The 25892-nt window shown below is 73.5% G+C and carries 29 protein-coding genes and 2 pseudogenes; 10 read left to right on the top strand and 21 right to left on the bottom strand.

The window, feature by feature from the left end; translation table 11 throughout:
* Position 1: 1 nt before the first annotated feature.
* The 10 genes and pseudogenes from ACIPSC_RS36760 to ACIPSC_RS36715 form a co-directional block, all read right to left on the bottom strand.
* Positions 2–1036 (bottom strand): ABC transporter ATP-binding protein, encoded by a 1035-nt coding sequence (locus ACIPSC_RS36760; RefSeq protein ID WP_400833960.1) that lies wholly within the window; start codon positions 1034–1036, stop codon positions 2–4.
* Positions 1033–1791, bottom strand: coding sequence for a type II CAAX prenyl endopeptidase Rce1 family protein (locus ACIPSC_RS36755; RefSeq protein WP_400833956.1), 759 nt, complete (start codon positions 1789–1791; stop codon positions 1033–1035). Before ACIPSC_RS36755 ends, ACIPSC_RS36760 begins: the two co-directional genes overlap by 4 nt.
* Positions 1788–2579 carry a type II CAAX prenyl endopeptidase Rce1 family protein gene (locus tag ACIPSC_RS36750; protein WP_400833953.1) on the bottom strand — a complete coding sequence of 264 codons (792 nt, stop codon included), beginning with the start codon at positions 2577–2579 and terminating at the stop codon, positions 1788–1790. The genes ACIPSC_RS36755 and ACIPSC_RS36750 overlap by 4 nt, the downstream gene beginning before the upstream one ends.
* On the bottom strand, positions 2554–3918 hold the full coding sequence (locus tag ACIPSC_RS36745) for a YcaO-like family protein (protein WP_400833950.1): 1365 nt from the start codon (positions 3916–3918) through the stop codon (positions 2554–2556). The genes ACIPSC_RS36750 and ACIPSC_RS36745 overlap by 26 nt, the downstream gene beginning before the upstream one ends.
* A complete protein-coding gene (locus tag ACIPSC_RS36740) occupies positions 3915–5003 on the bottom strand; it encodes a hypothetical protein (RefSeq protein WP_400833947.1) in 1089 nt (362 codons plus the stop codon). Before ACIPSC_RS36740 ends, ACIPSC_RS36745 begins: the two co-directional genes overlap by 4 nt.
* 3 nt (positions 5004–5006) lie before the next feature.
* Positions 5007–5930, bottom strand: coding sequence for a SagB/ThcOx family dehydrogenase (locus ACIPSC_RS36735; protein ID WP_400833944.1), 924 nt, complete (start codon positions 5928–5930; stop codon positions 5007–5009).
* 798 nt (positions 5931–6728) lie between these two features.
* Positions 6729–7259, bottom strand: coding sequence for a dihydrofolate reductase family protein (locus ACIPSC_RS36730; protein WP_400833941.1), 531 nt, complete (start codon positions 7257–7259; stop codon positions 6729–6731).
* Complete coding sequence (locus ACIPSC_RS36725; protein ID WP_400833938.1) at positions 7256–7837, bottom strand: TetR/AcrR family transcriptional regulator; 582 nt, start codon at positions 7835–7837, stop codon at positions 7256–7258. The genes ACIPSC_RS36730 and ACIPSC_RS36725 overlap by 4 nt, the downstream gene beginning before the upstream one ends.
* Positions 7838–7978: 141 nt before the next feature.
* Positions 7979–8641: pseudogene (locus ACIPSC_RS36720) on the bottom strand (aminoglycoside phosphotransferase family protein); the annotation flags it as partial.
* Positions 8563–9738, bottom strand: a pseudogene (locus ACIPSC_RS36715) (SLC13 family permease); the annotation flags it as partial. The pseudogenes ACIPSC_RS36715 and ACIPSC_RS36720, both read right to left, overlap by 79 nt.
* A gap of 195 nt (positions 9739–9933) precedes the next feature.
* Here ACIPSC_RS36715 and ACIPSC_RS36710 point away from each other — a divergent pair.
* From ACIPSC_RS36710 to ACIPSC_RS36700, 3 genes are all read left to right on the top strand, one after another.
* Positions 9934–10461 carry a GNAT family N-acetyltransferase gene (locus tag ACIPSC_RS36710; protein WP_400833935.1) on the top strand — a complete coding sequence of 176 codons (528 nt, stop codon included), beginning with the start codon at positions 9934–9936 and terminating at the stop codon, positions 10459–10461.
* 142 nt (positions 10462–10603) lie between these two features.
* On the top strand, positions 10604–11344 hold the full coding sequence (locus tag ACIPSC_RS36705; RefSeq protein WP_400833932.1) for an SDR family oxidoreductase: 741 nt from the start codon (positions 10604–10606) through the stop codon (positions 11342–11344).
* A 162-nt stretch (positions 11345–11506) separates the two neighbouring features.
* Entirely contained in the window at positions 11507–12460 is a 954-nt protein-coding gene (locus tag ACIPSC_RS36700; RefSeq protein ID WP_400833929.1) for a GNAT family N-acetyltransferase, read from the top strand.
* Between the two features lie 83 nt (positions 12461–12543).
* Here the strand turns inward: ACIPSC_RS36700 and ACIPSC_RS36695 are convergent, their stop codons facing one another.
* The 5 genes from ACIPSC_RS36695 to ACIPSC_RS36675 all read right to left on the bottom strand — a co-directional run bounded on the left by ACIPSC_RS36695 (position 12544) and on the right by ACIPSC_RS36675 (position 16738).
* Entirely contained in the window at positions 12544–13572 is a 1029-nt protein-coding gene (locus tag ACIPSC_RS36695; RefSeq protein WP_400833926.1) for an LLM class flavin-dependent oxidoreductase, read from the bottom strand.
* Between the two features lie 166 nt (positions 13573–13738).
* Positions 13739–14605, bottom strand: coding sequence for a glutathione S-transferase C-terminal domain-containing protein (locus ACIPSC_RS36690; RefSeq protein WP_400833923.1), 867 nt, complete (start codon positions 14603–14605; stop codon positions 13739–13741).
* A 149-nt stretch (positions 14606–14754) separates the two neighbouring features.
* Positions 14755–14919, bottom strand: coding sequence for a hypothetical protein (locus ACIPSC_RS36685; RefSeq protein WP_400833920.1), 165 nt, complete (start codon positions 14917–14919; stop codon positions 14755–14757).
* A gap of 467 nt (positions 14920–15386) precedes the next feature.
* The gene (locus tag ACIPSC_RS36680; protein ID WP_400833917.1) at positions 15387–15938 is read right to left on the bottom strand and encodes a YceI family protein; all 552 of its coding nucleotides are present in this window, start codon (positions 15936–15938) and stop codon (positions 15387–15389) included.
* A gap of 173 nt (positions 15939–16111) precedes the next feature.
* On the bottom strand, positions 16112–16738 hold the full coding sequence (locus tag ACIPSC_RS36675) for an NUDIX hydrolase (protein WP_400833914.1): 627 nt from the start codon (positions 16736–16738) through the stop codon (positions 16112–16114).
* A gap of 311 nt (positions 16739–17049) precedes the next feature.
* Here ACIPSC_RS36675 and ddaH point away from each other — a divergent pair, with 311 nt between their 5' ends.
* Both ddaH and ACIPSC_RS36665 read left to right on the top strand, forming a co-directional pair.
* The gene (gene ddaH / locus ACIPSC_RS36670) at positions 17050–17877 is read left to right on the top strand and encodes a dimethylargininase (RefSeq protein ID WP_400833911.1); all 828 of its coding nucleotides are present in this window, start codon (positions 17050–17052) and stop codon (positions 17875–17877) included.
* A 190-nt stretch (positions 17878–18067) separates the two neighbouring features.
* Positions 18068–18580, top strand: a complete 513-nt coding sequence (locus ACIPSC_RS36665) for a hypothetical protein (RefSeq protein ID WP_400833908.1) — start codon at positions 18068–18070, stop codon at positions 18578–18580.
* A gap of 96 nt (positions 18581–18676) precedes the next feature.
* On the opposite strand, the gene ACIPSC_RS36660 is transcribed toward ACIPSC_RS36665, so the two are convergent.
* Positions 18677–18970: a muconolactone Delta-isomerase family protein gene (locus tag ACIPSC_RS36660; RefSeq protein WP_400833905.1), complete on the bottom strand. Its 294-nt coding sequence runs from the start codon at positions 18968–18970 to the stop codon at positions 18677–18679.
* Positions 18971–19277: 307 nt separating this feature from the next.
* Between ACIPSC_RS36660 and ACIPSC_RS36655 the strand changes: the two genes are divergently transcribed.
* The 3 genes from ACIPSC_RS36655 to ACIPSC_RS36645 all read left to right on the top strand — a co-directional run bounded on the left by ACIPSC_RS36655 (position 19278) and on the right by ACIPSC_RS36645 (position 20919).
* Positions 19278–19760 (top strand): nitroreductase family deazaflavin-dependent oxidoreductase, encoded by a 483-nt coding sequence (locus ACIPSC_RS36655; RefSeq protein ID WP_400833997.1) that lies wholly within the window; start codon positions 19278–19280, stop codon positions 19758–19760.
* 25 nt (positions 19761–19785) lie between these two features.
* A complete protein-coding gene (locus ACIPSC_RS36650) occupies positions 19786–20160 on the top strand; it encodes a YybH family protein (protein WP_400833902.1) in 375 nt (124 codons plus the stop codon).
* Positions 20161–20265: 105 nt separating this feature from the next.
* Positions 20266–20919, top strand: a complete 654-nt coding sequence (locus tag ACIPSC_RS36645; protein ID WP_400833899.1) for a LysE family translocator — start codon at positions 20266–20268, stop codon at positions 20917–20919.
* 129 nt (positions 20920–21048) lie between these two features.
* Here ACIPSC_RS36645 and ACIPSC_RS36640 read toward each other — a convergent pair whose 3' ends face one another.
* The 3 genes from ACIPSC_RS36640 to ACIPSC_RS36630 form a co-directional block, all read right to left on the bottom strand.
* On the bottom strand, positions 21049–21615 hold the full coding sequence (locus tag ACIPSC_RS36640; RefSeq protein WP_400833896.1) for a Uma2 family endonuclease: 567 nt from the start codon (positions 21613–21615) through the stop codon (positions 21049–21051).
* A gap of 159 nt (positions 21616–21774) precedes the next feature.
* Entirely contained in the window at positions 21775–22248 is a 474-nt protein-coding gene (locus ACIPSC_RS36635) for a hypothetical protein (RefSeq protein WP_400833893.1), read from the bottom strand.
* 209 nt (positions 22249–22457) lie between these two features.
* Complete coding sequence (locus ACIPSC_RS36630) at positions 22458–22847, bottom strand: RidA family protein (protein WP_400833891.1); 390 nt, start codon at positions 22845–22847, stop codon at positions 22458–22460.
* 73 nt (positions 22848–22920) lie between these two features.
* Here ACIPSC_RS36630 and ACIPSC_RS36625 point away from each other — a divergent pair, with 73 nt between their 5' ends.
* The gene (locus ACIPSC_RS36625; protein ID WP_400833888.1) at positions 22921–23850 is read left to right on the top strand and encodes a LysR family transcriptional regulator; all 930 of its coding nucleotides are present in this window, start codon (positions 22921–22923) and stop codon (positions 23848–23850) included.
* A 94-nt stretch (positions 23851–23944) separates the two neighbouring features.
* On the opposite strand, the gene ACIPSC_RS36620 is transcribed toward ACIPSC_RS36625, so the two are convergent.
* Together ACIPSC_RS36620 and ACIPSC_RS36615 are read right to left on the bottom strand one after the other, a co-directional pair.
* Positions 23945–24232, bottom strand: coding sequence for a putative quinol monooxygenase (locus ACIPSC_RS36620; protein WP_400833885.1), 288 nt, complete (start codon positions 24230–24232; stop codon positions 23945–23947).
* A 45-nt stretch (positions 24233–24277) separates the two neighbouring features.
* The gene (locus ACIPSC_RS36615) at positions 24278–25204 is read right to left on the bottom strand and encodes an NADP-dependent oxidoreductase (protein WP_400833883.1); all 927 of its coding nucleotides are present in this window, start codon (positions 25202–25204) and stop codon (positions 24278–24280) included.
* A gap of 125 nt (positions 25205–25329) precedes the next feature.
* Here ACIPSC_RS36615 and ACIPSC_RS36610 point away from each other — a divergent pair, with 125 nt between their 5' ends.
* Positions 25330–25776 carry a MarR family winged helix-turn-helix transcriptional regulator gene (locus ACIPSC_RS36610; protein ID WP_400833880.1) on the top strand — a complete coding sequence of 149 codons (447 nt, stop codon included), beginning with the start codon at positions 25330–25332 and terminating at the stop codon, positions 25774–25776.
* Positions 25777–25892: the final 116 nt, after the last annotated feature.

Below are 25892 nucleotides of genomic sequence, written 5' to 3'. Positions count from 1 at the left end.
CTCAGGCCACCTCCTTGCGCACGGTGCCGCCGACCAGGTTGAGGTAGGCGTCCTCGAAGGTCGGCGTCCGGCGGCTCACCGCGGAGGGCGGGAGCCCGGCGTCCGCGAGCAGGCGGACGATGCGGTCGTAGTCGGCCGGGAAGGTCCCGGTGAACTCCAGCCGGTCGGGCCCGCCGGGCAGCCGTGCCAGCCCGAGGCCGTCGAGCCGTTGCTCGATCGCTCCGGCCCCTCGCCCGGCCGCCGACCCGGCCACTGCCCCGGCCCCGCTCCCGCCGCCGTCCGCGGCGGCGCGCAGGTCGACCGTGAAGGTGGACGGGCCCGCGTGCGCCTCGGTCAGGCGCGCCGGCGCGTCGAGGGCGACCAGCTCGCCGGCCCGCAGCACGCCGACCCGGTCGCAGAGCGCCTCGACCTCGTCCATCGCGTGCGAGGTGAGCAGTACCGCGACGCCGCGCGCGGCCAGGTCCAGCACCGAGCGCCAGGTCTCCCGGCGCTGGTGCGGGTCGAGGCCGGTGGTGAGCTCGTCGAGGACGACCAGGCGGACGTCGCCGATCTGGGCGAGGGCCAGCGCGAGCCGCTGGCGCATGCCGCCGGAGAGGTCGGCGATCAGGCTGCGGCGGCGGTCGGCGAGGCCGAAGGACTCCAGCAGCGCGGTGGACGCCCCGGGCGCCCGGTAGATCGCCTCGTAGAGCTCGCACAGCTCGCCCACCCGGGCGCGGCTGGGGAACTGCGACTCCTGGAGCTGCATCCCGACCAACCGGGTGACGGCCTCGCGGTCCGTACGGGGATCGTGGCCGCAGACCGAGATCGCGCCGTCCCGGGCGGGCCGGCGCAACCCGCCGACCGCCTCGACGACCGAGGTCTTGCCCGCGCCGTTCGGCCCGACCAGCCCGAACACCTCCCCGGCGGGGATCCGGAAGGAGACGTCGCGCACGGCGGTGAACGCGCCGTACGTGACGGTCAGTCGGTCGACCCGGACGACGGCCCCGGCGTCCGCCTCCTCCACCGCCGGATCGGCGGACGGCTGGTTCACGGTCACAAGCTGATCCTCCTGGGGGCGGGGGTGCGCGCTCCCGCGGAGGCGCTGAGGTGGGTGTAGAAGCCGGCGAAGGACATGTGCAGGGCCAGGGCGGGCAGGATGCCGCCGGTGGCCGCGGTCAGCAGGCCGCCGACCACGCCGAGGGTGACGCTCGACGTGCCCAGCACGTACGCCTGGACCGGGGTGGAGACGAGGGCGACCTGGCCGGCGGCGAACAGACAGGTGCTGACCGCGAGGGCGACGCCGAAGCCGCTGCCGAGCGAGCCGAGCCCCAGCAGGACCGCGCCGCGGAAGAGCAGCTCCTCGAACAGGGCCGCGGCCGCCGGGATGATCCACCGGTAGTGCCGGGGCAGGGCGAGGATCGACGCGATCCACTGGATGCGGGCGATCTCGCCCGGCACGTCGACCCGCGGATCGGCCCGGTAGAGCAGCGACACGCAGAGGATGTTGGCGCTGGAGGTGCCGAGGACCGCCAGCAGCAGGGCGAGCGCCGTGGCCGGGGTGGGCCGTCCGACCAGGTCGTCGAGGGAGAGCGGGGTGGCCGCGAGCAGTGCGGTCAGCGCCAGCGCGCCCAGCGCGAGGTACAGCACCGTGCCGAACACCGCGAAGGCGGCGTCCGGGCTCTGTCCGGTCCGGCCGGCGAGCCGCAGTGCCGTCCGCCGGCGCCGGGCGGGGTCGTTGAACGGCACGCGGTACAGCGCCAGCCAGCCGGCGACGACGACGGCGCAGAGTCCGGCGTACCCGGGCGCGCTCATCGGGCCGCCTCCCGCGTGCCGGCTGCCGCCGCGTTGCCGTCCGCCGTGCGGAGGGCGGCGCGCTCCTGACGGACGGCCAGCAGGTGGACGGCGGCGTTCTGGGCGAGGTGCGCGACCAGCGGTACCGCCAGGCTGCCGGAGACCACCAGGAGCACGCCGAAGACGGCGCCGGACAGCGTCTTCTGCACGACGGCGAGGCCGCCGAAGAAGAGGTGCCCGAGCGCGTACGCCAGCGCGGCGACGGCGATCGCCACACCGGTCGGCAGCTCCAGGCGCTGGTGCAGGAGGCCGGTCCAGAGGCCCCGGTAGAGCAGTTCCTCCGCGACCGCGGTGGCCAGGATGGCGGCGGCGTACCCGGGGGTCGCCACACCGCTCGAACGGTGCACCGCGAGCCGCAGCCCGTGCGCGCCCTGCAGCAGCCGCGGCACCGCGCCGACCAGGAACTCCGCGCCCACCAGCGCGGCCCCGGCGAGGGCGGCGGCCGGCAGCCAGAACGCATCGGCCCGCCAGTCGGTCAGCGTGTCCGGGGTGAACCCGCCGCTCGCCGCGACGGCGAGGGCCAGGCCGGTCACCACCAGGTAGGCCGCCGGGGCGCCGAGCAGCGCGAACCACGCCGCCCGGCCCCGTCCGCCGCCGGCACCGGACCCGCCCTTCGCCGAGGCCGGGCCGCCGCCGGGGCCACCGCCGGCGCCGTTGGAGCCGAACGCCGTTGCGACGCGCACGAGTTCGGCGGGAGCGACGCTGGCCACCAGCACCAGGCACTCAAGGGAGCGGGTGTGGGACCACATGGGTCACACCCCCATGGCTCAGCATCCGCGGGTGGCCCTTCGGCGGGAAGCCGGGCAGGCACATGCTCAGCAGCTCCGGGACGACCGCCCGGACCACCCGCCACGGCATGTCGGCCAGCTCCGGCGGCGTGATGTCCAGGTAGCCCGCCCACTCGCTGACACCGGCGAGGTCGGCCAGCAGCCGGTGGATCGCTGTCCGGTCGTCTGCCGCGTAGCCGGGCAGTCCGGCGAAGTCGACCCGCCCGGCGGTGCGGCTCTCCACGGCGGCCAGCTTGCGTCCGGCGTCCCCGGGCGCGGCGAACCAGAGCACGTTGGTGTCCAGGTCGGTGTACGCCGAACCGTTCTGTGCGAAGTGCACGTTGGGCAGGTCGAAGACGGTGCTGAACATGCCGATGCCGAGGATCGCGGTAGCCTCGGCGGCCCCGCGCAGCAGGGCCTGGCGCGGCTGCGGGTCCGCCTGGAGCCCGAAGGCGATGTACGGCAGCCTGCCGTCCCGGCGTACCAGGGTCACCCCGATGTTCGGCAGCGGCAGGTCCGGCCGGGTGAGGTAGCTCGCCCGCACCTCGTACGGTCCGTCCGGTGCCAGCCCGGCCGCGGCGAGCAGCTCCCGGCCGTCGTCGTCGAGGTCGATCAGCGGCGCCCGGGCCCCGGTGTACCAGTTGAGGACGAAGGCGTCGATCTGGACGGCCTCGACGAGCGCCCCGAGCAGCGCCTTGTCCAGCGAGACGTGGGCGGCCGTCCCGGTGGAGAAGGACGGGGTGAACAGCTTGTCGCCGGCCCGGGCGTCGCTGCGGAAGCCGAGGAAGACCAGCTGCGCCGGCAGGTAGACCTCCTCCCCCGGCCGGGTCAGCGACGGGCAGGCGATCCACGCGATGACGTCGTCCTCGGTGGGGAGTTCGGGCGAGTAGCGGTGCATCATCCGGGCGAGCACCTGCTGCTGTTCGGCGTCGAAGATGCCCAGCAGCTCCAGCGGCAGGCAGCGGTGCCGGGACGACAGCGAGCGGTAGGACGCGTACTCGATCCGGTCCGCGAACAGCGGCATCGCCATGATCGCCGCGTAGCGCTCCACCGACTCGCCGGTGAGCCTGGTCACCGCCTCCTCGTTGGTGGAGCCGTAGCCGGCGAGGTGGTACTGCATCTGCAGGTGCGGGTCACCCAGCGCCAGGCGGTGGTACTGCGGCATCGCCGCGGTGGCCGAGCGAAGGTACGGCTCGCCGTCGATCGCGGCGACCGAGACCAGCATGCCGGGCAGGATCCCGCCCTGGTTGCCGCCGATCCGCCCGTACCGGGCCAGCGCCTCGGCCATCCCCGGGTGGCCGCGGGTCGGGATGCCGCTCATCGGCCCCCTCCGAGCGCCTCGCGGACGTGGCGGTCGACGACGACCCGGCTGCTGAAGTTGATCTCGCGCACGATGTCCCGGGCGACGTGGCCGCAGGCCGGGCAGGTGCCGATGCGCAGCACGTCCTGCGCCTGCATCTCGTACGTCGGCAGGTAGACGCTGAGCGCCCGGCCGAGGAACCGCGAGGTGCCGAGCGAGCGCAGCAGAACGGCCTCGTTCACCAGGTGCGCGCAGATCAGCGACTCGACGCCGTTGGCCCGGCCGGTGCCGGCGGAGGCGCCGGCCCCGACGAAGGCGTGGTAGCCGATGTGGTCCTCCAGGCGGGCCAGCGAGCGCTGTTCGAAGCACTCCAGGCAGCCGGTGCGCGGGCTCTCGGCGCCGACGACCGTCGCGAACGGCCCGTCGACCAGCCCGACCACCACCGGCTTCTCCAGGTGGCAGACCAGCCGGTTGAGGTTGCGCAGGGTCAGGATGGAGGCCTGGCCGAGGTGGACGACGAGCGAGTCGCAGTGCTCGACGGCCGCGCTCAGCCGCTTCAGCGCGTCCGCCGCGGCCAGGCCGCCCATCCCGGAGGTCAGGTCGGCGCTGCGCAGCCCGTCCAGGAAGTCGGCCGGCAGCGGCACCAGCGGCACGCCGAGGGTCTCCGCCTGGCCGGCGAGGTAGGCGGCGGCGCTGGGCGAGTCGGCGGCGAAGCCGACCGTGGCGTCGACGGACTCGCCGGCGCCGTACAGGTCGAGGTTGCCGAGCAGCGCCCGGGCCATCTCCGCACCGTGCTCGGACGGACGGTCGTGGGCCAGGAAGCCGGCCTGCCGCAGCTCGTTGACGGCCAGCCGGAGGTTGGCCCGCTCCACCGGCGTCAGGTCGACGGCCTCTGCGAACGACCCGTCGGCCGGCTTGCCGGCGGCCAGCGTATCGAACAGCGCGGTCATGGCGGCCCGGACCGCGGGCGACTCCGCCCGAAGGTCGACGTTGACCTCGGAGAAGTTCCAGATGCCCCAGCGCAGCCGGACGACCCCCGGCTCGACGGCCAGGAGCCGGACGGACGTCGCCAGGACGATCCCCGGCTCGGACGGTGCGACGGTCATGGATCAGGCCTCTCCGTGTCCGAGGAGCGTCAGGTGGACGACATGGCGCGACGTGCCGTCGCAGCCGAGCGTCTTCTCAAGGGTCTGCTTGTCGTACCCGCCCTGGTCGCACCCGATCATGCCGAGCGCGGTCCGGGCCAGGTGGACGTTCTGGGAGATCCCGCCGACCTCGATCAGGGCGAAGACCAGCCCGCTGTCGCCGTACTTCTGCGAGTTGGCGTACAGGTCGTAGACGTAGACCAGGGCGAAGGCGACCTTGCCGAGCTCGACGTCCGCCGTGAACAGCTGCCGGGCCAGATCCACCGGGGCCGGGGTCGCGCCGAGCGGCAGCAGGGTGTGGCTGTGCGGCTGGTACTCGTACGCTCCCGGCGCCAGCCCCTTCACGTGCTGGGCGAGGACCGCAATCCGCACCGGGTAGAGGCCGCCGCCGGAGGGGGCGTTGCGCAGCGCCACGGCGGCGTCGCCGTCCTGGGCGGTGGGCACCGGAAGACTGCCGGAGACGCCCTGCGCGTGCCAGAGGACGGTCGCCAACTCGTCCAGGGCGGCGGGCTTCCCGGAGAAGCCCCGCCCGCTGCGCCGCGCGGCCACCGTGGTGGTGAGGCCGGCGCGCAGCCGCCGGTGCGCGGGCAGCGCGATCGCCCCGTCCAGCCGTTCCTGGAGGTCGCTGTGCGCGCTGGAGAGGACGGCGTCGTGGCCGTAGAACCGCGACACCCCCAGCTGCATGCCCAGGTCCCGGCCGCTGCGCCGGTGGTTGAGCAGCAGCTCCTCCCCCACGAAGCCGTGCACGGCCGCACTCCACCGGCCACGCACCACCGACTCCGGCGCCCGCACCACCGTCGTCGCGCTGTACATCGACACGGAGGTGTGCTGTTGCCCGAACGCCGCCACGGTGGACACGTGGGCGTTCCGGCCCAGGTAGTCGGACACGGCCTCTTCGGAGTCCTTCAGTGACATCTCGGCCTTTCGCTCGACGAGGGTTTCGGGCGGCAGTGCGGCGTACGGGATGTGCGGGTTTGCGGAGGTGCAGACGTGCGACGTGCGAATCGGGCGGAGGCGGCCGCCGGCAGCCGCCTCCGCCCGACACCGGTCACTACCAGCTGCAGCACGAGCTGCAGCAGCAGTTACCGCCGCCACAGGTGGTGCTGGCTCCCGGCGCAACCTGGACGAACGCACCGCCGGTGGCGGTGCTCCCAACCTGACTGGAGAAGCTCAACATGTTCCCTCACCTCCCATCGAGGGCACGAAGGAGAAGGATCTCGGCTCGGTCAGCCGACCGGGAGCGTAGCAGTCGGCACCCCACCGGGGAACGGGTTTGGAAGCATCAACTTACCCACTGGTATGCGAACTTGACGATCACTCACAAAGGTCCGCACGCTGACCGCGGGCCGACCGGCGCCGGGGCCGTGTCACGGCTCGGCGAGCAGCGACACGGCCCCGGCGGAAGGAGCAGAGGTCAGCGGGAGATCGGCGGGGCGCCGAAGGCCGGTTCGGCGCAGACGAGTTCGAGGAGGACGTCCGCGTGGGCGCGGCCGCCGTCGAGCTGCTCGCGGTGGGCGAGCCGGGGCGAACGCGGGCGGCTGGAGGGTGTCGTCGGTCATCGGTGCGGGGCCTTCGTCCGGAGGTGGTGGGTGGCGGGGTGTGCCGTGGCGTCCTACGCGTCACCCGCGGCCCCCGCCGGCCTGCGACGGCCGGTTCGAACCGTTCGTCCCCCTCCCGGATGCGCGGCTACTTCTCGACGGTGTAGCGCAGCTGCGCGAAGCCGCCGCCGGCGTCGGCGGCCGAGTCCAGACGCAGCGGGACGTCCTGGAGCAGTTCGCCGAAGAGCCGGTGGCCGCCGCCGATCAGGACCGGGGCGACGCTGATGATGAACTGCTCGACGCGCCCGGCACGGAGGAAGCTCTGGATGAGGCGGCCGCCGTCGGGGTAGACGTGCTTGATCCCGCGCCGGTCGAGGTCGGCGAGGAGGCCGTCCATGTCCCGGTAGACGGTGATGCGCGGGTCGGCGTCCTCGGGGAGGGTGGTGCTCAGGACGCCCACGTGGCGGTCGCCGTAGTGCCAGTTCTCCTCGCCGAAGCCGACGACCTTGTCGTAGGTGTTGCGGCCCATGATCACGGCGTCGACCGTGTCGAGGAACTCGAAGAAGCCGAGGTCGCCGGCCTGCTCGCCGCGCGAGGTCAGCCATTCGATGTCGTCGTCGGCGCGGGCGATGTAGCCGTCGAGGCTGGTGCCGATGAACACGGTGGCGGTGAAGGTCACTGGGTCCTCCTGAGCAGGTGGTCGAGGTCGTCGTGGAGAAGGGTGGCGGGATCGCCCTCTCCGGTGAGGGCCCACCGCAGGAGCGAGCCGTCGGTGGTGAGCTGGACGGCGCGCGCCAGGCGCGGCACGTCCGTGCCCGGCGGGAGCTCGCCCACCGCGACGGCGTCGGCGAGCAACTCCCGCAGCGCCCGGTCGACCGCGCGGCTGTGCGCGGCGGCATGGGCTCGGAACTCGGGGTCGGAGAGGTCGAGCTGGAGCATCCCGAGGTGATTGGCCATCGCCTCGGGGGTGGACATGTGACCGGCGAACTCGTCGGCGGCGGCGTGCAGCGCCGCGAGCGGCGACTCGTGCGCGGCCCGCGCCCTCCAGTAGGGCTCGGCGGCCCCCGCGGCGGCGTCCGCGGCGAACGCCAGCAGCAGGCTCCGCTTGGAGCCGAAGCGCTGGGACAGCGTTGCCGGGGAGACGCCGGCCTCGGCGCCGACGTGCGCCAGGGTGAGCCTGCCGGGGCCGTGGGCGCCGATGGCGCGCCCGGTGGCGGCGAGGATCTCGGTGTCGCTGGTGGCGCGTGGTCGTGGCATGGCTTCCTCCTCTCGGTCGACTGTAGCAGAGTTAGTAAATGGCCGTTCATTTATTAATCGGCGCCGACCCGGGTCCGCAGGCAGGCTCCCCAGTGCGGACGGGCTACTGCCCGCGTCGGCCACCACGCCCCCGGAACGGCCTCACAGCCGGGACCGCAGCACGTCGACCTCGCAGCCCGGCGCCGACGGGTCGAAGCCGTTCTCGACCAGCCGGCGGACCACCAGCAGGCTCCGCAACGACCACCACCCGCGGATCACGTCGAGGTCCAGGTCGGTGCCGTAGCCGGCGAGGACGTCGTCGAGGTGCTCCTCGTGCCCGAGCGTCAGGGTGGCGAGGTCGAACAGGGCATCGCCCCGGCCCGCCTCGGACCAGTCGATGATGCCGGTGACCTCGCCGCCGTCGACGAACACGTGAGTGATCTGCAGGTCGCCGTGCGTGAACACCGGGGTCCACGGCCGCAGCGCGGCCTCGGCGACCCCGCGGTTGCGGACGACCAGGTCGGCGGGCAGGGCGCCGCTCGTCACCAGCCACTCGCACTCGCCGTCGAGTTCCGTCGTCAACCGGTCGAGGCGGCCGAGCGCCGTCCCGGGGACCGCGGCGATCGCGACGGCCGGGCAGGTCTCCCGAGGCTGGCCCGCCGTCAGGGGCCGACGGTGGTGAGGGCGACCCAGAGGGCGACGGTGGCGGCGAGCAGCACGGCGGGGACGGTGAGGATGCCGAGGAGGGTGAACTGCCGCAGCGGGACGTCGTGTTCGTGGTGGTGGGCGATGCGCCGCCACAGGAGCGTCGCCAGCGAGCCGGCGTAGGTGAGGTTCGGGCCGATGTTGACGCCGAGCAGCACCGCGAGGACGGCCCCGGCGCCGGAGGGCGCGACCAGCGGCACCAGCGCGAGCACCGCGGGCAGGTTGTTGATCAGGTTGGCGAGCAGCGCGGCGACGGCGGCCGTGCCCAGCAGCGCAGGCAGCGAGGTGCCGGCGGGAAGGAGGCCACCGAGGGCGTCGCCGAGGCCGTTGTCGACGACCGCGCGGACGACGACGCCGAGGGCGAGGACGAAGGCGAGGAACGGCAGCGCGGCCGAGCGCACGATCGCGACCGGGGTGGTGCGGCGGTGGGCCAGGGCGCGGACGGCCATGACGGCGGCGGCGGTCGCGGCCACCCAGGCCGGGTCGACGCCGACGGCGGAGGCCACCGCGAAGCCGCCCAGCGTCAGGCCGACGGTCACCAGCGCGAACAGCGGCAGCTCGGGCGGCTCCTGTCCGTCGCCGGGCCGGACGGGTGCATCGAGGTCGGCGGCGAAGAAGCGGCGGAAGACGGCGTACTCCACCGCGATGGCGGCCAGCCAGGGCAGCGTCATCAGCACCGCGAAGCGGGTGAAGGTCAGGCCGGTGGCGGTGAAGGCGAGCAGGTTGGTCAGGTTCGACACCGGCAGCAGCAGGGAGGCCGTGTTCGAGAGGTGGGCGGCCGCGTAGGCGTGCGGGGCCGGCCGGGCGCCCATCCGGGCGGCGGTGGCGAAGACCACCGGGGTGAGCAGGACGACGGTCGCGTCCAGGCTGAGCGCCGCGGTGATCAGCGAGGCCAGCGCGAAGACCGCGCCGAGCAGCCGCCGCGGCCGGCGCCGGGCCCAGCGGGCCATCCAGGTGCCACAGGCGTGGAAGAGCCCTTCGTCGTCGCAGAGCTTGGCCAGGACCAGCACCGCGGCGAGGAAGCCGATCACCGGGCCCAGCCGGGCGGCCTCCTCCCCCGCCGCTTCCAGGCCGATCGCCCCGGTTGCGACGACGAGGCCGGCGGCGGGTACCGCGAAGGCGGCCTCCGGCCAGCGGAACGGACGGACGACTGCGCAGACCAGCACCACGACCAGCGCGGCGACGGACAGGGACTCGAACAACACAGCGCAGATCATCCATGGTCCGCTCCCCGGGCCTGCAACCGCCCCCGGGGCCGGCGCATCGGCGGCCCGCCCCGGCCGGGCCGCCGATGACGTGGGCCTACGCCCGTGGTCGTAGGCCCGCGCCACCCACGGCCGAGGACATCCGGCCGATGTCCGTGGCACCTTGATCCACTAGAACTGACGGCAGCAAACAAGAGGACGACGACCATGACCTACCGCATCCGGCGAACTGCCGCCGGGGACTGGCGCGAGCTCCGCGCGATCCGGCTGGAGGCGCTGCGGAATTCGCCGAAGGCGTTCAGCGAGTCCCTCGCCGAGGCCGCGGCCCGCGACGACGCCTACTGGCAGGCGAAGGCGGCCGCCGAGGCGACGTCCGAGGATTCGGCGCTGTTCGTCGCCCGCGACCGGTCCGGCGCCTGGGTGGGGACGGCCGGGGCCGCACCGATCCCGGACGTCCCGGACCACGTCCACGTCCACGGCGTGTACGTGTCGCCCGCGCACCGCGGCCCGAGCGGGCCCGCCGTCGCCCTGATGGACGCGGCGATCGACTTCGCCCGGGAGCACACCACGGCCACGTGGCTGACCCTGGGCGTCCACGAGGACAACCCGCGGGCCCGGGCGTTCTACCGGCGGCTCGGGTTCACGGACACCGGCAAGGTGGTCCCCTACATGCTCGATCCGTCCGAGAGGCTGCACATCCTGGGCTACCCGGGCTTCCGAGGCCCTGCGGTGTAGCCGGGCGGAGCGCCTGCGGTCCTGGCGAGCGGCCAGAACGAACGAGCGGCGAGGCGGTTCCACCGCCGGCCGCACTCATCCGCAAACGGGAAACATGACGGCCGGGCCCTCCTGGAGCGCCCGGCGCAAGGAGTGGTGACGCATGTCCACAGCAACTGCACTGGCCGGTCGGCGGATCGTGGTGACCGGGGCCGGTCGGGACTTCGGCCGCACGCTTGCCGTCCGCCTGGCCGCGAGCGGCGCCGAGGTCTTCCTCTCGGCGCGGAGCCTCGCCGCGGCGGAGGCGGTCCGGGACGAGATCCGTGCGCTGGGGCACGAGGCCGTCCACGCCTTCGCGTGCAACCTGAGCGACCCGGCCTCGATCAGGGAGTTCGCCGCCGCCGTCGCCGAGCGCACCGACCACGTCGACGTCCTGATCAACAATGGCGCGCGCTGGCTGACCGGGCCGGATCTCCTCGCCGGCTCGGACGAGGACCTAGTCGACACCATCGCCTCGGGCGCGACCGGCACCGTCCTGACGGTGCGGAACTTCCTGCCGCTGCTGCTGGCGTCCGACCGTCCGGACATCGTGACCATGGTGTCGGCCTGCGGGGCGGCCGGGCACGACCGGTCGAACGCCCACGAGGCCTTCTACGCGGCCAAGAGCGCGCAGGCCGGGTTCGGCGAGATCCTCTCCAAGCGCCTGCGCGGCCGGGGCGTGCGGGTGATCTCGCTCTACCCGCCGGACTTCGACAACCCGGACCCGCTCTCCGACCAGTGGGAGAACACTCCCCGGGAGGCGACCGACCCGCTGACGGCCCAGTCGATCGTCGAGTGCATCCTCTTCGCCATCACCCAGCCGCGCGACTGCTTCATCAAGGCATTCCACTTCGAGCAGGTCTGAGTGCGGACCGGACGCCGCGCCCCGGCGCCGAAGCAGGCGAAGAGCCGAAGCCGGCGGCACGGTTGATCCGACCGGGGGCGGGCGAAAGACTGGGGCCGGTGGGGCGCCCACGGCCGGGCGCCGCACGGCCGTTGCCGTCCGCGACCCCGGGAGTGTCCGCCGATGTCCGAGCTCCTACCCACGCTGCCGACCGGCTACCGGGCCCGCCCGGCGAGCGCCGAGGACCTCGGCGCCGTCCACCGGCTGGTCGCCGTCTGCGAGCGCGATCTCTACGGCCGGGCGCAGACCGACACCGGCGGCGTCGCCGCCGACTTCGCCCGGCCGGGCCTGGTCCCGGAGTCGGACACGCTGCTCGTCCACGGCCCGGACGGGCGGCTGGCCGCGCATGCCTGGGTGGATCGCCGGTCCAAGGTGGACGTCCATCCCGGGCACCGGGGCCGCGGTCTGGGCGCCGCGCTCCTGGACTGGGCCGAGGCCCGGGCGCGGCAGGCGGGCGGCGGGCAGATCGTCCAGACCGTCCCGGACGGCGACACGGCCGCCGTCGCCCTGCTGCGATCACGCGGCTACGAGCCGATGGTGACGGAGTGGCAGCTGGAGTTCGGCCTGGCCGGGGGCGCGGCGCCCGCCGTGCCGGAACCTCCCGAGGGCATCGCCGTCCGGCCGTTCCGTCCCGGCGGCGCGGCCGGTGAGAGTGACGCACGCGCCGCTCACCGGCTCGTCCAGGACGCCTTCGACGAATGGCAGCCGCGGCGGATGGCCTACGAGGAGTGGGCCCGGCACACCGTCGAGCGGCCCGCCTTCGCCCCGGCGATGTCGGTGCTGGCCCACGTCGGCGGCCAACTGGTGGGCGCGGCGATCGCGTTGGACCTTCCCGACACCAACGAGGGGTACCTCGAACAGGTCGCCGTCCGCCGTGACCACCGCAACCGGGGAATCGCCCGCCTGCTCCTGCGGCACGCGTTCCGCGCCTTCCAGCAGCAGGGCCGGCGCAGTTGCACCCTCTGGACGCACTCGGACACCGGCGCGCTGGCCCTCTACCTGCGGGTGGGCATGACGATCCGGCACAGCTCCACGGTCCACCGGAAGAGCCTGGTCCCGGCCCGGCCGCCAGTCTGACGCAGGCCGCGCCCGGGGCCGCCGCGCCGCACCCCGCATCACGCGTCGACGGCGTCCATCCGCCGGCGCCCATCAGCCGGCGTTCAGGACGCCGGCCGCCAGCCCAGGGCCGGGCCGAGGCGGGTGGCGATGTCGGTGAGGATCTGGACGTAGTCGTCGTGCCCGAAGGTGAAGGGCAGCGCGAACGCGACCTCGTCGACCTCGCGGAACGCGGCGTCGGCGTACAGCCGTTCGGCGATCTCGGCCGAGGTCCCGACGAGATCGGGCGCGAACATCAGCCGGCCCGGCCCCTGGGGTGCCCGGGTGCGCGGCAGCCGCTTGTCGGCGTACGCCAGGTACTTCGCGCGCTGCTCGGGCGTCGCGGTGTCGGTCGGGACGACCACCAGCCCCTGGGAGACCCGGGCTCGCTCGCCGTCGGGGTGGTGGTCGCGGAAGGTCCGGATGTGCGAGAGCTGGATCTGCGCGAAGCCCTCGGACTCCTGGGCCTCCTCGGCCTTCACCACGCTGCTCGTCAGGAGGTTCATCCCGTGCTCGGCGGCCCAGCGGGCCGACCGGAGGCTGCCGCCGCCGTACCACATCCGCCTGCCGAGGCCGGGGGCGTGCGGCTGCACCCGGTCCGAGAACACCTCGAAGCCCTCGACCCCGGCGAAGCCGGTGGCCGGCTCACCGCGCACGAAGTCCAGGAGCCGCCGCACGCGCTCGAAGCCGAAGTCCTCCCGGTCGTCCGTGTCGGGGTACAGCGCGGACTTCACCTGGTCGTAGTGCATCGGCGGCCCCACGCTCACGCCCGGGTTGAGGCGGCCGCCGGAGAGGATGTCGACGGTGGCGAGGTCCTCGGCCAGCCGCAGCGGGTTCTCCCAGCCCAGCGGGATGACCGCGGTGGCCAGGGCGATCCGGCTGGTCCGCTGGGAGGCCGCGGCGAGGACGGCGATCGGCGAGGAGATGCCGTACTGCAGGTGGCGGTGGCGCACCCACGCGCTGTCGAAGCCCAGTTGCTCGCCCAGCTCGATGAGTTCGAGCGTCGAGGTGTGGCCGCGGCCGGGATCGGCCTCGTCGAACAGCCCGATCGTCAGGAAGCCCAGCGCCCGCAGGGGCTGTGAGGTCAGCGGCATGAGGAGGCTCCATCATCCGCGGCGTGCGGCTCCGCACGCCGGCGTTTCGTCGTCGATTGTGTCATCCCGTCAGCGGGCGCCGGAGCAGCGTCTGGTCCGCCTGCTCGGGCCGGTGACGGCCGCCGGCCCGATCGGGCCGCCCCGCTGCCCGCTGTCCTGCTCCCGCTCAGCGGGACTGTCGCACCCGTTCCCGCGCGTACTGGGCCCAGTCCACGATCGGCATCGCCGCCCCGGCGCCCTCGCGGCCCCGGCAGTCGGCGTGGTGGCGGCGGGCGATGCCGTCCAGGTCGAGGTGGCGCCCGAACGCGGGGTGGCCGGCGAGTCGGCGGGCGTAGGCCCACAGGCGGGGGTGGTCGGCGATCCGGTCCACCGCGGCGGCGTCCAGGTGCCAGCGGTGCACGGTGTCCAGCTGCACCAGGGTCACCCAGAGCTGCACGTCCGCGACGGTCAGGCCGTCGCCCAGCAGGTGTTCCCGGGCGGCCAGGCGGTGCTCGACCACGTCCAGCCCGCCCAGCAGACGGTCCAGGGCCGCCGCGCGGGACGCCGGATCGGCGTCGGCCCGGCCCGCGTGCTGGGCGGGCGCGCCGATGCTCCGGTCGCACAGCTCCTCCACCGCCTCGATCGCGGTGTCGGCGTCGCACGGCCGGAGGCCGACGCCGTAGCGGTCGAACCGCCGGGCCAGGTCGGTGAGGATCCCGCGCGGGTCGGTGCTGACGATCCGTCCGCTCCAGTCGTCGCTGAGCGCCGGTGCCGACGCGGGGCCCCGGTAGTGGTGCGAGGCGGCCTCGAACAGCGGGCGAAGGGCCAGGTAGCCGCCGTCGGCGGCGTCGGGCAGAGCCGGCAGGACGGTCACCGGAAGGATGTCGTCGAGGCCGAGCAGGCTGTGGGCCACCGCGAGGCGGAGTCCGTCCGGACAGGAGAGCGCGAGGTGGAGCCGGTAGCGGTGCGGCACGGCGGGGTGGCCGCTGCGGGCGTCGTCGCCGATCCTGCCCCGGAAGGCGGGCAGGGCGGCGGAGGGGTACGAGACGGACATGTTGGATCTCCCGGGCTGCGGAGGCACGCGCGTGGGCGCGCCGCGGATCGGCGGAGACAGCGGGATGGCGCAAGGGGCGGCGAGCCGACGCCGGAACCGTCCGGCGGAAGCGGCGGGAAGGGGCGGCAGGCTGTCGGCAGGGGCCGGGCTCAGCCGAGGACGGCCACCGGGCCGCGGCTACCCGTCGAACGGCGCTCCGGCCGTGCCATGCTGCTGGACACCCGCAGCAGGTCGATGTGGCGACGGCACGTCAGCACCGGCAGCAGGCGGACGGCATGAGCCGCGCCCAGGGCGACCGGTTCCGCATTCCTCACCGTGCTCCCACCTGCGATCGAGAAAGTCCCGCTCCGGAGTCTCACGCCGTATCCCCCACCCCGTCAAGAGTGTCCGCACCGGCGCGACGGCCGGCCGTGCTCATCCGGCCCGCACGGACGGCGCGGATGGACGGCCCGGATGAACGGCCCGGATGAAGGCGCGCCCCCGGGAGGCGCGATGCCGGCCTTCTTGAGCCGTCGCCCCTCCCACCGGTTCAGAAACACCGACCGGTCCGGGGAGAAGAGCCCCATGGGTTGGGGGCTGATCTCTCCGGACCGGAATCCCACGAGGACATCGACCAGGCCGCAGTCGCACCCGACCAACCCCGCTGACCTGCGGCCGTCGACCACGGTGACGCCGCCGGCCACGTGCACCGGACGGCCCGGCGCGCTCCGAGCGGCCGGGTGCCGCTAGGGCGTGTCTGACAATTCCCGCCGGGCGTGCGACGCGAATTGTCAGACACGCCCTAGCCCTGCTTGATCGCGGAGAGGTCGAACTCCAGGACGACCTTGTCGCCCACCAGCACGCCGCCGCCCTCCAGGGCCGCGTTCCACGTCACGCCGTAGTCCTTGCGGGAGATGGTCACCGATCCCTCCAGGCCGACCCGCAGGTTGCCGTAGGGGTCGACGGCGTTGCCCGTGTACTCGAAGTCGATGCTGACCGGGCGGGTGGTGTCCTTGATGGTCAGGTCACCCGTGACGCGGAAGTCGGTGTCGGAGCGCGGCTCGACCGCGGTGGTGCGGAAGGTGATGTCGGGGAAGTTCGGAGCGTCCAGGAAGTCGTTGGTGCGCAGGTGCTGGTCGCGTTGCTCCACGCCGCTGTCGATGCTCTCCGCCTTGATCACCACCTGGCCGGAGGAGCGCGCAGGGTCGGCGCCGTCGAGGTGGGCGGTGCCGTCGAACTTGTGGAATGCGCCGCGGACCTTGGTGACCATGGCGTGGCGGGCGACGAAGCCGATCCGGCTGTGGACGGGGTCGAGGACGTAGTCCCCGGTGAGCTCGGGCAGGCTGACGGTCATGGTTGAGGTGCCTCCGTAGGAGCGGGATCCCGGCGGCGTGGCCCCCGGATCGTTCCGGGCCACGCTAGGACGCGACCGACCGACGACCCGGGCGGACACACGGGGCGGCGGCAAAGTGCACCCTGACCGGCGACCCCGGGCCTTCGGCCGCGTGAGGAGGGACCGGCAACGCCCTACAGCAGCCGGAGGTGGTCGAGGGCGAGGTAGGCGGCGGCGGTGTCGCTCATCAGTCCCGCGCGGAGCACCCGGGTGCGGAACTCGTCCAGGGAGAGTGTCACGACGTCGATGAACTCGGTCTGCTCCAGCTGCGGTTCGGCCACCCGGACGCAGCCGGTGGCGACGAAGGCGTACCGGCGGGCGTCGGTGTAGGCGTCGAGCCAGTAGGCCCCGACCGCCTCGACGTTCCCCTTGTACCCGGTCTCCTCCAGCAGTTCCCGGGCGACGGCGTCGGCCGCCTGCTCACCGGGATCCAGGTAGCCGCCGGGGAGATCCCACAGGACGCGCCCGGGGCCCGGCCGGTACTGGCGGGCGAGGACGACGCGCCGGTCCGGGGTGAGGGCGAGCACGGCACCGGCCGGGCGCTCGCGCTTGAGGTAGAAGACCTCCTCCGCCCCGTCGGGGAGACGGAAGTCGACGCGGTCGACGGCTCGGCCGAACTTCGAGAAGACGGTGGTGCGCGAAGTCTCGCGCCAGAACGCGGTGGTGGCGCCGGCGACATCGGCGTGGGCGCCGGCGGCGTCGGCGTCGGCAGGGTCGGTGGCGTGGGCGAGGTCGGCGGCGAGGCCCGCTGTGTCGGTCACGGTCGGGACTCTAACGGCCCTGCCCCCGCCCCGGAGGGGCGACGAGGCGGCCGTCACAGAACCAGGAGGCGAACGTCTCCCCCACCGGGCGCCCGGCCCGAGGTGGATCACTTCCGTCCGGCCGCCGTACACACCCTGGTCACGTGCCTGATCGCCGGGAGGGGGAGGCTCACCGCGACCGACCTCCCGCGGTGGGCCTCCGGCGCGTGTGCCGGAGCCTGCGGGAGGCCGACCGATGCCGCCGGGCGGAGCCTCACCCCGTCACCCGCCCGGCGCCCGTCCGCTCACCCTGTCGGAAGGAAGAACCGCCCATGTCCGCGGACACCCCCCGCACCGCCCGGCCGCGCCACTACCTGATGTGCCGCCCGACGCACTTCACCGTCGACTACTCGATCAACCCCTGGATGAACCCGGCCAAGCCCACCGACGGGGACCGGGCCATCTCCCAGTGGGAGCAGCTGCACGCGCTCTTCCTCGACCTCGGCCACACCGTGGAGCTGATCGAGCCGACCCCGGGCCTGCCGGACATGGTCTTCGCGGCCAACGGCGCCACCGTGGTCGACGGCACGGCGCTGGTCGCCCGCTTCCGCCACGACGAGCGGGCCGACGAGGCCCCGGCGTACGTCGAGTGGTTCCGCGCCCGGGGCTACCGGGTGCAGCAGGCCGCGTTCACCAACGAGGGCGAGGGCGACTACCTGCTGGTCGGCGGGCGCCTCCTGGCCGGCACCGGCTTCCGGACGGACCGCCGGGCGCACGCCGAGGCGGAGCGCGTGCTCGGCCGCCCGGTCGTCACGCTGGAGCTGGTGGACCCGCGCTACTACCACCTGGACACCGCGCTCTCGGTGCTCAGCGACACCGAGATCATGTACTACCCGGCCGCCTTCTCGCCCGCGAGCCTCCAGACCCTCCACGAGCTCTACCCGGACGCCGTGCTGGCCTCCGCCGAGGACGCGGCCGTGTTCGGGCTGAACGCCGTCTCGGACGGCCGCCGGGTCGTCCTGCCCGAGGCGGCGGTCGGGCTGGCCGAGCAGCTGCGCGGGCGGGGCTTCGAGACCATCGGCATCGACCTCACCGAACTGCTCAAGGCCGGCGGCAGCGTCAAGTGCTGCACCCTGGAGCTGCGCGCCGCGGCGGAGTAGCGGCCCCGGGGCCGAGGGGCCGGGGCAGGGGGCCGGGGAGGGAAGGGGGCCGGGGCCGAGACGGCGGAACGGGTGGTCAGTTCTCTGTGGTGTACTACGCGTTCACCGAAGATCCACAGTCCTCCCCAGGAGCCTCCCCGCCATGAACGCCCCCTGCCCTCAGTGCGCCGCGTCGGATGAGTCCGCCACCGTGGCACAGTCCCTCGTGGACATCGACCGGCCCCTGGACGAGGCGACGCGCGCGCTGCTGTCCTCGCCGCCCGAGCCGGCCGGCATGAGCGGCGCCGCGATCGCCCTCTTCTGCGTGGCCGGCCTCTTCGCCCTGGGAGGGGTCCGCGGACTGCTCGCCGACGACGGCGGCAGCTCCGACAACGCTTACCAGGCCGGCCGCGCCGTGGGCCCGTTCTTCTTCACCGCGATCCTGGTGGGCGTGGCACTGGCGGTGAACGCCGTCGCCCAGCGCCGGCGCCGCGCAGCGCAGCAGGGGCAGGCGGCGCCGACCCGGGCGCAGTGGGAGCAGCACCGCCGCGTGTGGCGGGCGGCCTGGCTCTGCCGTCGCTGCCAGGTCGCGTTCTTCCCCGCGGCGTCGCTGCGCCCGGACTTCCCGGCCTCGCCGGCGATACCCGTCGAGCAGTTCCCGCTCTGGGTGGCGACCACGGCCGAGCGTGCCTTCGGCCCGACCGCCCCGCCCCTGCCCCACTGATCCCGATCGGAGCCGACGGCTCAACGGGTCCGGCACTCTGACGTACCGGAGCACGGTGGCTGTCGCCGGGTCACGCCGTCGACCGGTCCGCCGTGCTCAGGTGCCCGTGCCCGGGTCGTTCGGGTGCGGCTCCAGCGGGGTCACCACGGCGGTCATCCACGGCCACAGCGGGAGGGTGCCAAGCACCTCGGTGCGCAGCTCCGCCTCGTCGGCCGCCCGCCAGACGCCGATGCTGCGCTTCTCGCCGACCGGTCTCCACAGCCTGAACAGCCGCCCGGCGGCGGCCAGTTCGCCGGCACGGACCGCCTCGGCGGCGCGCCGGCGGTCGACCTCTTCGGCGGGCACGTCCTGCGGCACGTCGGTGGTGATCTCGACCAGGAAGTCCTTCATGGCCCGTCTCCGTCTCTCCGGTTCACCCTCGACCGGCATCCTGCCCTTCGCGTCCGGCCGGTGGATCGGGTCCGGATCAAAGCCGGTGAACTTCCACTCGAACGGCCGCGCCGTGGTGTTGTGGCGGTCTTCGAGCACCCTCCCGTCGGGGACCACCCTGACCTGCGGAGACACAGAGCCGGGTACGACACCGGCCCTTGCCGTCACAGGCGAGGTTGTCGCCGGAGCGGAACGGCGTCTCCCCTTCCCGCGAGGCTTGTGTTGGACTGTCCCGACGTGATCCGTACACGAAAACGGGGTGAAGGCGATGCCTCTTGAGGGCGAGTACGAGCCGAGTCCGGCCCAGTGGATCCGCGAACAGGTCGAGCTGTACGAGGGTTCGGGTGGCACACAGGGCACAACGCTCTGGGACACGGGCCTGCCGGTCGTCATCGTCACGATGCGCGGCGCGAAGAGCGGCAGCATCCGCAAGATTCCGGTGATGCGCGTGGAGCACGAGGGGCGGTACGCGATGGTGGCCTCGAAGGGCGGCTTCCCGAGCCACCCGGCCTGGTACTTCAACCTCAAGGCCGACCCGCAGGTGGAGCTCCAGGACGGGCCCGAGCGCCGGAGCATGACGGCCCGTGAGCTCACCGGGGACGAGAAGGCCCAGTGGTGGCGGCGCGCGGTCGCCGCGTATCCGCCGTACGCCGAGTACCAGGAGAAGACCGACCGCGTGATCCCGGTCTTCGTCCTCGAAGCCGCGCACCCCGCCGGGCCGGCGAAGGCCCCGGCGCCGACGGGCACCTGAACCTCGGACCTCGGGAGCCACTGCCATGGCGGGAAGCACCACCCACGACGAGACCATCCTGCGCACCGTGCTCGACGGCTGGAAGTCCGCTGTCGACAGCCACCAACCCGACCTGGTGGCGGCCCGGTTCACCGAGGACGCCATCTTCCAGGGCCTGCACCCCTACAGCGTCGGACGCCCCGGCATCGCCGCCTACTACGCGTCCCAGCCGCTCGGCATGACCGCCGCCTACCGCATCCTGGAAACCCGGCACCTGGCCGAGGACCTGATCCTCGGCTACCTGGACGTCGACTTCTCCTTCACCGACCGCCCGACCGTCAACGTCTACCTCAGCATCCTGCTGCGCCGCACCGACGCCGGCTGGGCCATCACGCACTATCAGGTCTCCCGGCTGCAGTGACCGGCCCGGCCCCCCGACGGTCGACAGCAGGACTGCGCCAGCCGGAGACGGCCGTGAGCTGCTAGGTTGCGTCCAGGCGAACGCGCGTACGACGGAGGTAGTGCTGTGATCGGGCTGGGTGCAATAGCGGGGATCGCGCTGGTGGAGCTCGGCATGGTGCTGACACCGGGTCCGAACATGATCTACCTGGTCTCCCGCTCGATCACCCAGGGCCGCCGAGCCGGGCTCGTCTCGCTGGCCGGGGTCGCCCTCGGCTTCCTGGTCTACCTGTTCGCGGTGTCCGCCGGCATCGCCACCGTCTTCGCGCTCGTGCCGGAGATCTACCTGACGATCAAGCTGGCCGGAGCGGGCTACCTGCTCTGGCTGGCCTGGAAGGCCGTCCGGCCGGGCGGCCGATCCCCTTTCGGGAACACCCAGGAGTTGACGCAGGACGGACCCCGAAAGCTCTTCCTGATGGGCTTCCTCACCTGCCTGCTCAACCCCAAGGTGGCGATCCTCTACATCTCACTGCTGCCGCAGTTCGTCGACCCGACGCGCGGCCATGTCGCGCTGCAGGGGCTGCTGTTGGGGCTGACCCTGATCGCGGTCGGGGTTGCGGGCAACGCGTTCTTCATCGTGACGGCCGGCTCCGTCGCCGGGTTCTTCGGCCGGCACCCGCTCTGGCAGCGCATTCACCGCTATGTGATGGGCACCGCACTGGCGGGCTTCGCCGTCCGGATCGCCACCGAGCGAACCGGCGCGGCAGTCGCCCTGCGTTGACAGCCCAGTAGCCCCGGCCGGCACGAGCGCCGGCCCCGGCCCCGTCGCGGGACCGGATGACCGGCGGGGCCGCGCGGCCGATGCGGCGGTCCGATCGCCGGACAGCAGAGCCCGTGGAGGGCTCGGCGTTCAGAACCCGCCGGTGTCCAGGTCGAGATCGAACGGTTCGGGCAGCCGGATCGCCGTGCCGAAGGGGTGCGGCCCCTCGACCAGGGTGTACCCGAGCTGACCGGGTTGGGAGAACAGGGTGCAGGTCCGCTCCTGACGGTCGACCAAGAAGTAGACCGGTGCACCGAACTGCGAGTAGCGACGCCGCTTCGCCGTCCGGTCGGTGTCCCCGTTCGACGGTGACGTCACCTCCACCACCAGCACCGTCTGGTGGGGCAGCAGGGCGCCCTCGGTCTTGGCCAACTCGGCCGGCACGACCGCGAGGTCCGGGACGTAGAAGTTCTCCGTCCCCGGTAGGTCGAGATTGCCCGAGCCCGCCCGAAGGCCGAGCTCACGCATGCGCGGCCCGATCTGTTCGCGGATCAGGTCAACCGCGGTCTCGTGGGCCCACGACGGTGACACCGGGGTGATCACTCCCTCGACGATCTCGACACGGTCACCCGCGATGTGCTGGATCGCGTACTTGAGGGCCTGCTCCGGGTTGGGGACATGGCGGTAGTCACCCGGTCCGGCAGGGACGGTACTCAACCTGCTCTCCTTCTGGTGCAGTCACAGGCCAGATGGCGTCGTGGCGGTGCGAACCACCAGCACGTGACCACGGTCCGCACCCGGCTCCGCCACACGCCGTAGCCTACCGCCGGCCGGCCGGGTACGGGTCCCGGCCGGCCGGGGGAACCGGGTGGCGGGTCAGCAGGTGACCGGCACCTCCACGACGGAGGTGGGCGGGGGCGTGCCGAAGTCGGTCAGGGAGAACGACGCCCGGACCGTCGAGCCGCAAGGCGCCACGGCGCTCGGGCCGTTGACGTAGCCGGTGCCGGAGCCGAGGTACACCGAGCCGGTCTCCCGGCCGAGGGACGCGCCGCCGACGACGGTCGCCGAGATGTCGTAGATGAAGCTCCGACCGCGGCTTCCGGGGAACAGCTGCGTGCTGGTCCCGTAGACGCGCACGGAGTCGCCGTCGACGGTGACGCAGACGGTGTTCCTCCTGCTGATCATCTGGACGGAGGGGCCGCACGTCGTCGTGGCGGCGGAGGCGGTGGCGGCTGCGGCGGGGACGGCGGCCGCCGGGGCGGCCACGGCCGGGGTGGCCGCGGCCGCCAGGCCGAGAACGGCCAGGGATGTGAAGCCCATGGAGGTGAAGGTCAGGGCGCTTCGGTTCACGGGAGGTCTCCTGAGGGTCGGCGAGGCATGCCGTGTGGGGCCGACACCCTTCGTGAGCAATGTGATATGTCACATCTGACATCGATGCTGCCATGGCTGCGGAACCATCCGTGCGCATCCAGGCGACCAACCCCGGAACGGTCCGTAAACCGACCCCAACGCGACCGAAACGAAGCCCCCGAAGCCGAGCCCCGCGAAAACGAGCCCGCCTACGCGGCGGCCCGCCGCGCGTCCACCTCGATCTCGATCTTCATCCGCGGGTCGGCGAGGCCGCACACCAGCATGGTGGCGGCCGGCCTGACCTCGCCGAAGCAGCGGCGCAGGACCGGCCAGCACGGCTCGAAGTCGGCCCGGTCCGGCAGCAGGTAGCGCACCCGCACCACGTCCGCGAAGGTGCAGCCGGCCTCGGCCAGCGCGGCCCCGATGTTCCGCAGGCACTGCTCGGCCTGCTCCACCACGTCGTCGGAGATCGTCATGGTGGCGTAGTCGAAGCCGGTCGTCCCCGACACGTGCACCCGGTCCCCGTCGACCACGGCGCGCGCGTAGCCGATCTGCTCCTCGAAGGCCGAACCGCTGAGAATCGAACGTCGCTCTGTCATGGCCCGCACGCTAGGCCGGGCGGCCGCGATACGTCCAATACGCCCGTGGGTGTGGGCTGATATCACTGGACGTATGACGCGACCGGAACTGCGACCGGAACTCCCCCTCCTCCAGCTGCACGCGTTCACCGTGCTCGCCGAGGAGCTCCACTTCGGACACGCCGCCGAACGGCTGGGGATCGCCCAGCCTCCGCTGAGCCAGCAGATCCGCCGGCTGGAGGAGAAGGTCGGCCACCCGCTGTTCCACCGCGAGCCGGGCCGCGTCACCCTCACCCCCGCGGGCCGGGAACTGCTGCCCGCCGCCCAGCGCGCCCTCGCCGACGTCGCGGTCGGCCTCGCCGCGGCCCGGACGGTCGGCGGCGGCCGGGCGGGCCGCCTGCGGATCGGCTTCGCCGCCTCGCTCGCCCTGACCGTCCTGCCCGGCCTGCTCCGGACGTTCCGGCAGCGGTTCCCCGACGTGCAGCTGGACGTCCGCGAGATGACGACGGCCCCACAGCTGGCCGCCCTCCAGGACCGGAGCATCGACGTCGGGCTCCTGCGCGAACCCCCCGCCGACGACCCGGAGCTCGGCTTCCGCACGATCCTCCGCGAGCCGTTCGTGGCCGTGCTCCCGGCCGGCCACCCGCTGGCCGCCGGACGGACGGTCCGGCTCGCGGACCTGGCGGAGTCACCGTTCGTCCTGCTCCCGCGCGAGGTCGGCCCGAGACTCCACGATCAGATCGTCGGTCTGTGCACGACGGCGGGCTTCACCCCGCACGTCGCGCAGCGCGCCGTGGAGTGGCAGACCCTGTGCGCCCTCGTGCAGGCCGGTCTGGGCGTCACCCTGGCCCCGGCGAGCATCCGCCGGATCCGCCTCGACGGGGTCGCCTTCCGCCGCACGGACCCCGGCGACGCCCGCACCCGGGTCGCCGTCGCCTGGCGCAGGCACGAGCAGAACCCCCTGGTCGCGAACCTGCTCGCGACCTTCGACCAGGACCCGCCGGAGCCGGGGATCCGGCAGTGACGGACGACGACACGCCGCCGACCCGGGTGCCGGCCGGCATCGGTCGGCACCCGGGTCTTCGACATCCCGCCCCGCCGGCGTCGGAGCCGGCGCCTCACACCAGGGCGTAGGCCTCGGCCTGGCGGTCGATGAGCAGCGGAGTGATCCCGTCCAGGATGAGGTCCTGGTAGGGGCCGCTCTCGCGGTGGGAGACCAGGGCGGCCTCGTCCTCGTACTCGGCGAAGACGACGAACGCGGCCCGGTCGCGCAGGGAGCGGACCACCCGGAAGGCGAGCACGCCCGGTTCGGCGAGGGCGGCCTCGGTGACGGCGGGCAGCAGGTCGGCGACGCGCTGCTCGGCGCCGGTGTCGGCGAGCCAGTCGGCGATGACGACGAGGGACACGACGGATTCCTTCCGGGTGGTGCGGGGGCGACCGATGGGCGCGGGTCAGGGAACGGTGACGACGATCTTGCCGCGGGTGTGGCCGGCGGCGCTGAGCCGGTGGGCCTCGGCGGTCTGCTCCAGCGGGAAGGTCGCGGCGACCTCGACGGTGAGCCGGCCGCTGTCGGCGAGCTCGCCGAGCGCCGTGAGGTCGGCGGTGTCGGGGCGGACGAAGACGTACGTGCCGCCGAGGGCGAGCACGGCGCCGTCGGCGATGGAGGCCAGGCGGCCGCCCTGGGCGAGCAGAGCGGGCGAGAGCTGGAGGGCCTCGCCGCCGATGAGGTCGAGCACGGCGTCGACGCCGTCCGGGGCGAGCCCGCGGACCCGGTCGGCCAGGCCGTCGCCGTAGGTGACCGGCTCGGCGCCCAGGCCGCGCAGGTAGTCGTGGTTGCGCTCACTGGCGGTGCCGATCACCCGGGCGCCGAGCGCGACGGCGATCTGGACGGCGAGCGAGCCGACGCCGCCGGCGGCCGCGTGGACGAGGACGGTCTCGCCGGGCTTGACCTCCAGGGCGCGGGTCAGCGCCTGGTAGGCAGTGAGGCCGGCCAGCGGCAGGCCGGCGGCCTGGGCGAAGTCGAGGGCGGCGGGCTTGCGGGCCAGGGTGCGCACGGGCGCGGCGACGTACTCGGCGAAGGTGCCGCGGCGGACCATGTCCTCGCGGACGTAGCCCATCACCTCGTCGCCCGGGGCGAACTCGGTGACGCCGACACCGACCTGCTCGACGACGCCGGCGACGTCCCAGCCGGGGACGACGGGGAAGACGACGTCCAGCACGCCGTCCAGGTAGCCGGCCTGGATCTTCCAGTCGACCGGGTTCACCGAGGCGGCGGCGACCCGGACCAGGACGGAGTCCGGGCCGAGCTTGGGCTCGGGCACGTCGCCGTACTCCAGGACGTCCGGTCCGCCGTAGCTGCGGTAGGTGATGGCCTTCATGGGAGTGCTCCTGTGCTGCTGGACAAGAAGTGTTGATGCGCTTGATGGTTGATCCCCTCAAGCAATACTGAAACGGTAGACCTCAATAATTGAGGATGTCAAGCAATGCGGCCTAGACTGGTCCCATGACCAGGACCACTCCCCCGCCCGCCCAGGCCGCCGACACGGTCCAGATCATGGACCGGCTGGCCCGCGCCGCCGCCGACTATTACCGGAACTTCGCCACCGTCGCCGCCCGCCAGGACCTCACCCTCATGCAGGGCAAGGTGCTGAGCCTGCTCCGCCGGCCCGTGCCCATGCGCACGCTCGCCGGCACGCTCGGCTGCGACGCCTCCAACGTCACCGGGATCGTCGACCGCCTGGAGTCCCGCGGTCTGGTCCACCGCGAGCCCGACGCCACGGACCGGCGGGTCAAGAACGTGGTGCTCACCGAGGCCGGCGTCGCCGCGGTCGGGAGCATCCGCGCCGAGATCGCCGCCGGCCTGCCCGGCCTCGGCTGCCTCGACGACGCCGAACGCACCACCCTGCTCGACCTGCTCGACCGGGTCTTCCCCGCCGCCGAGTCGCCCTGACCGCCGGTTCACCCCGGCACCGGATCGCCCTGACGGCGGTCGGGGGCGACCGGGAGTGGTCGGCGGAGGCCGCCGTCGGATGCGCGGCCCGATCGGTTCCACGGTCCACTCGAAGG

This window comes from Kitasatospora sp. NPDC090091 (genome assembly GCF_044747365.1).
Taxonomy (GTDB): Bacteria; Actinomycetota; Actinomycetes; order Streptomycetales; family Streptomycetaceae; genus Kitasatospora.
This window is presented reverse-complemented; position numbering and strand designations above follow the sequence as displayed.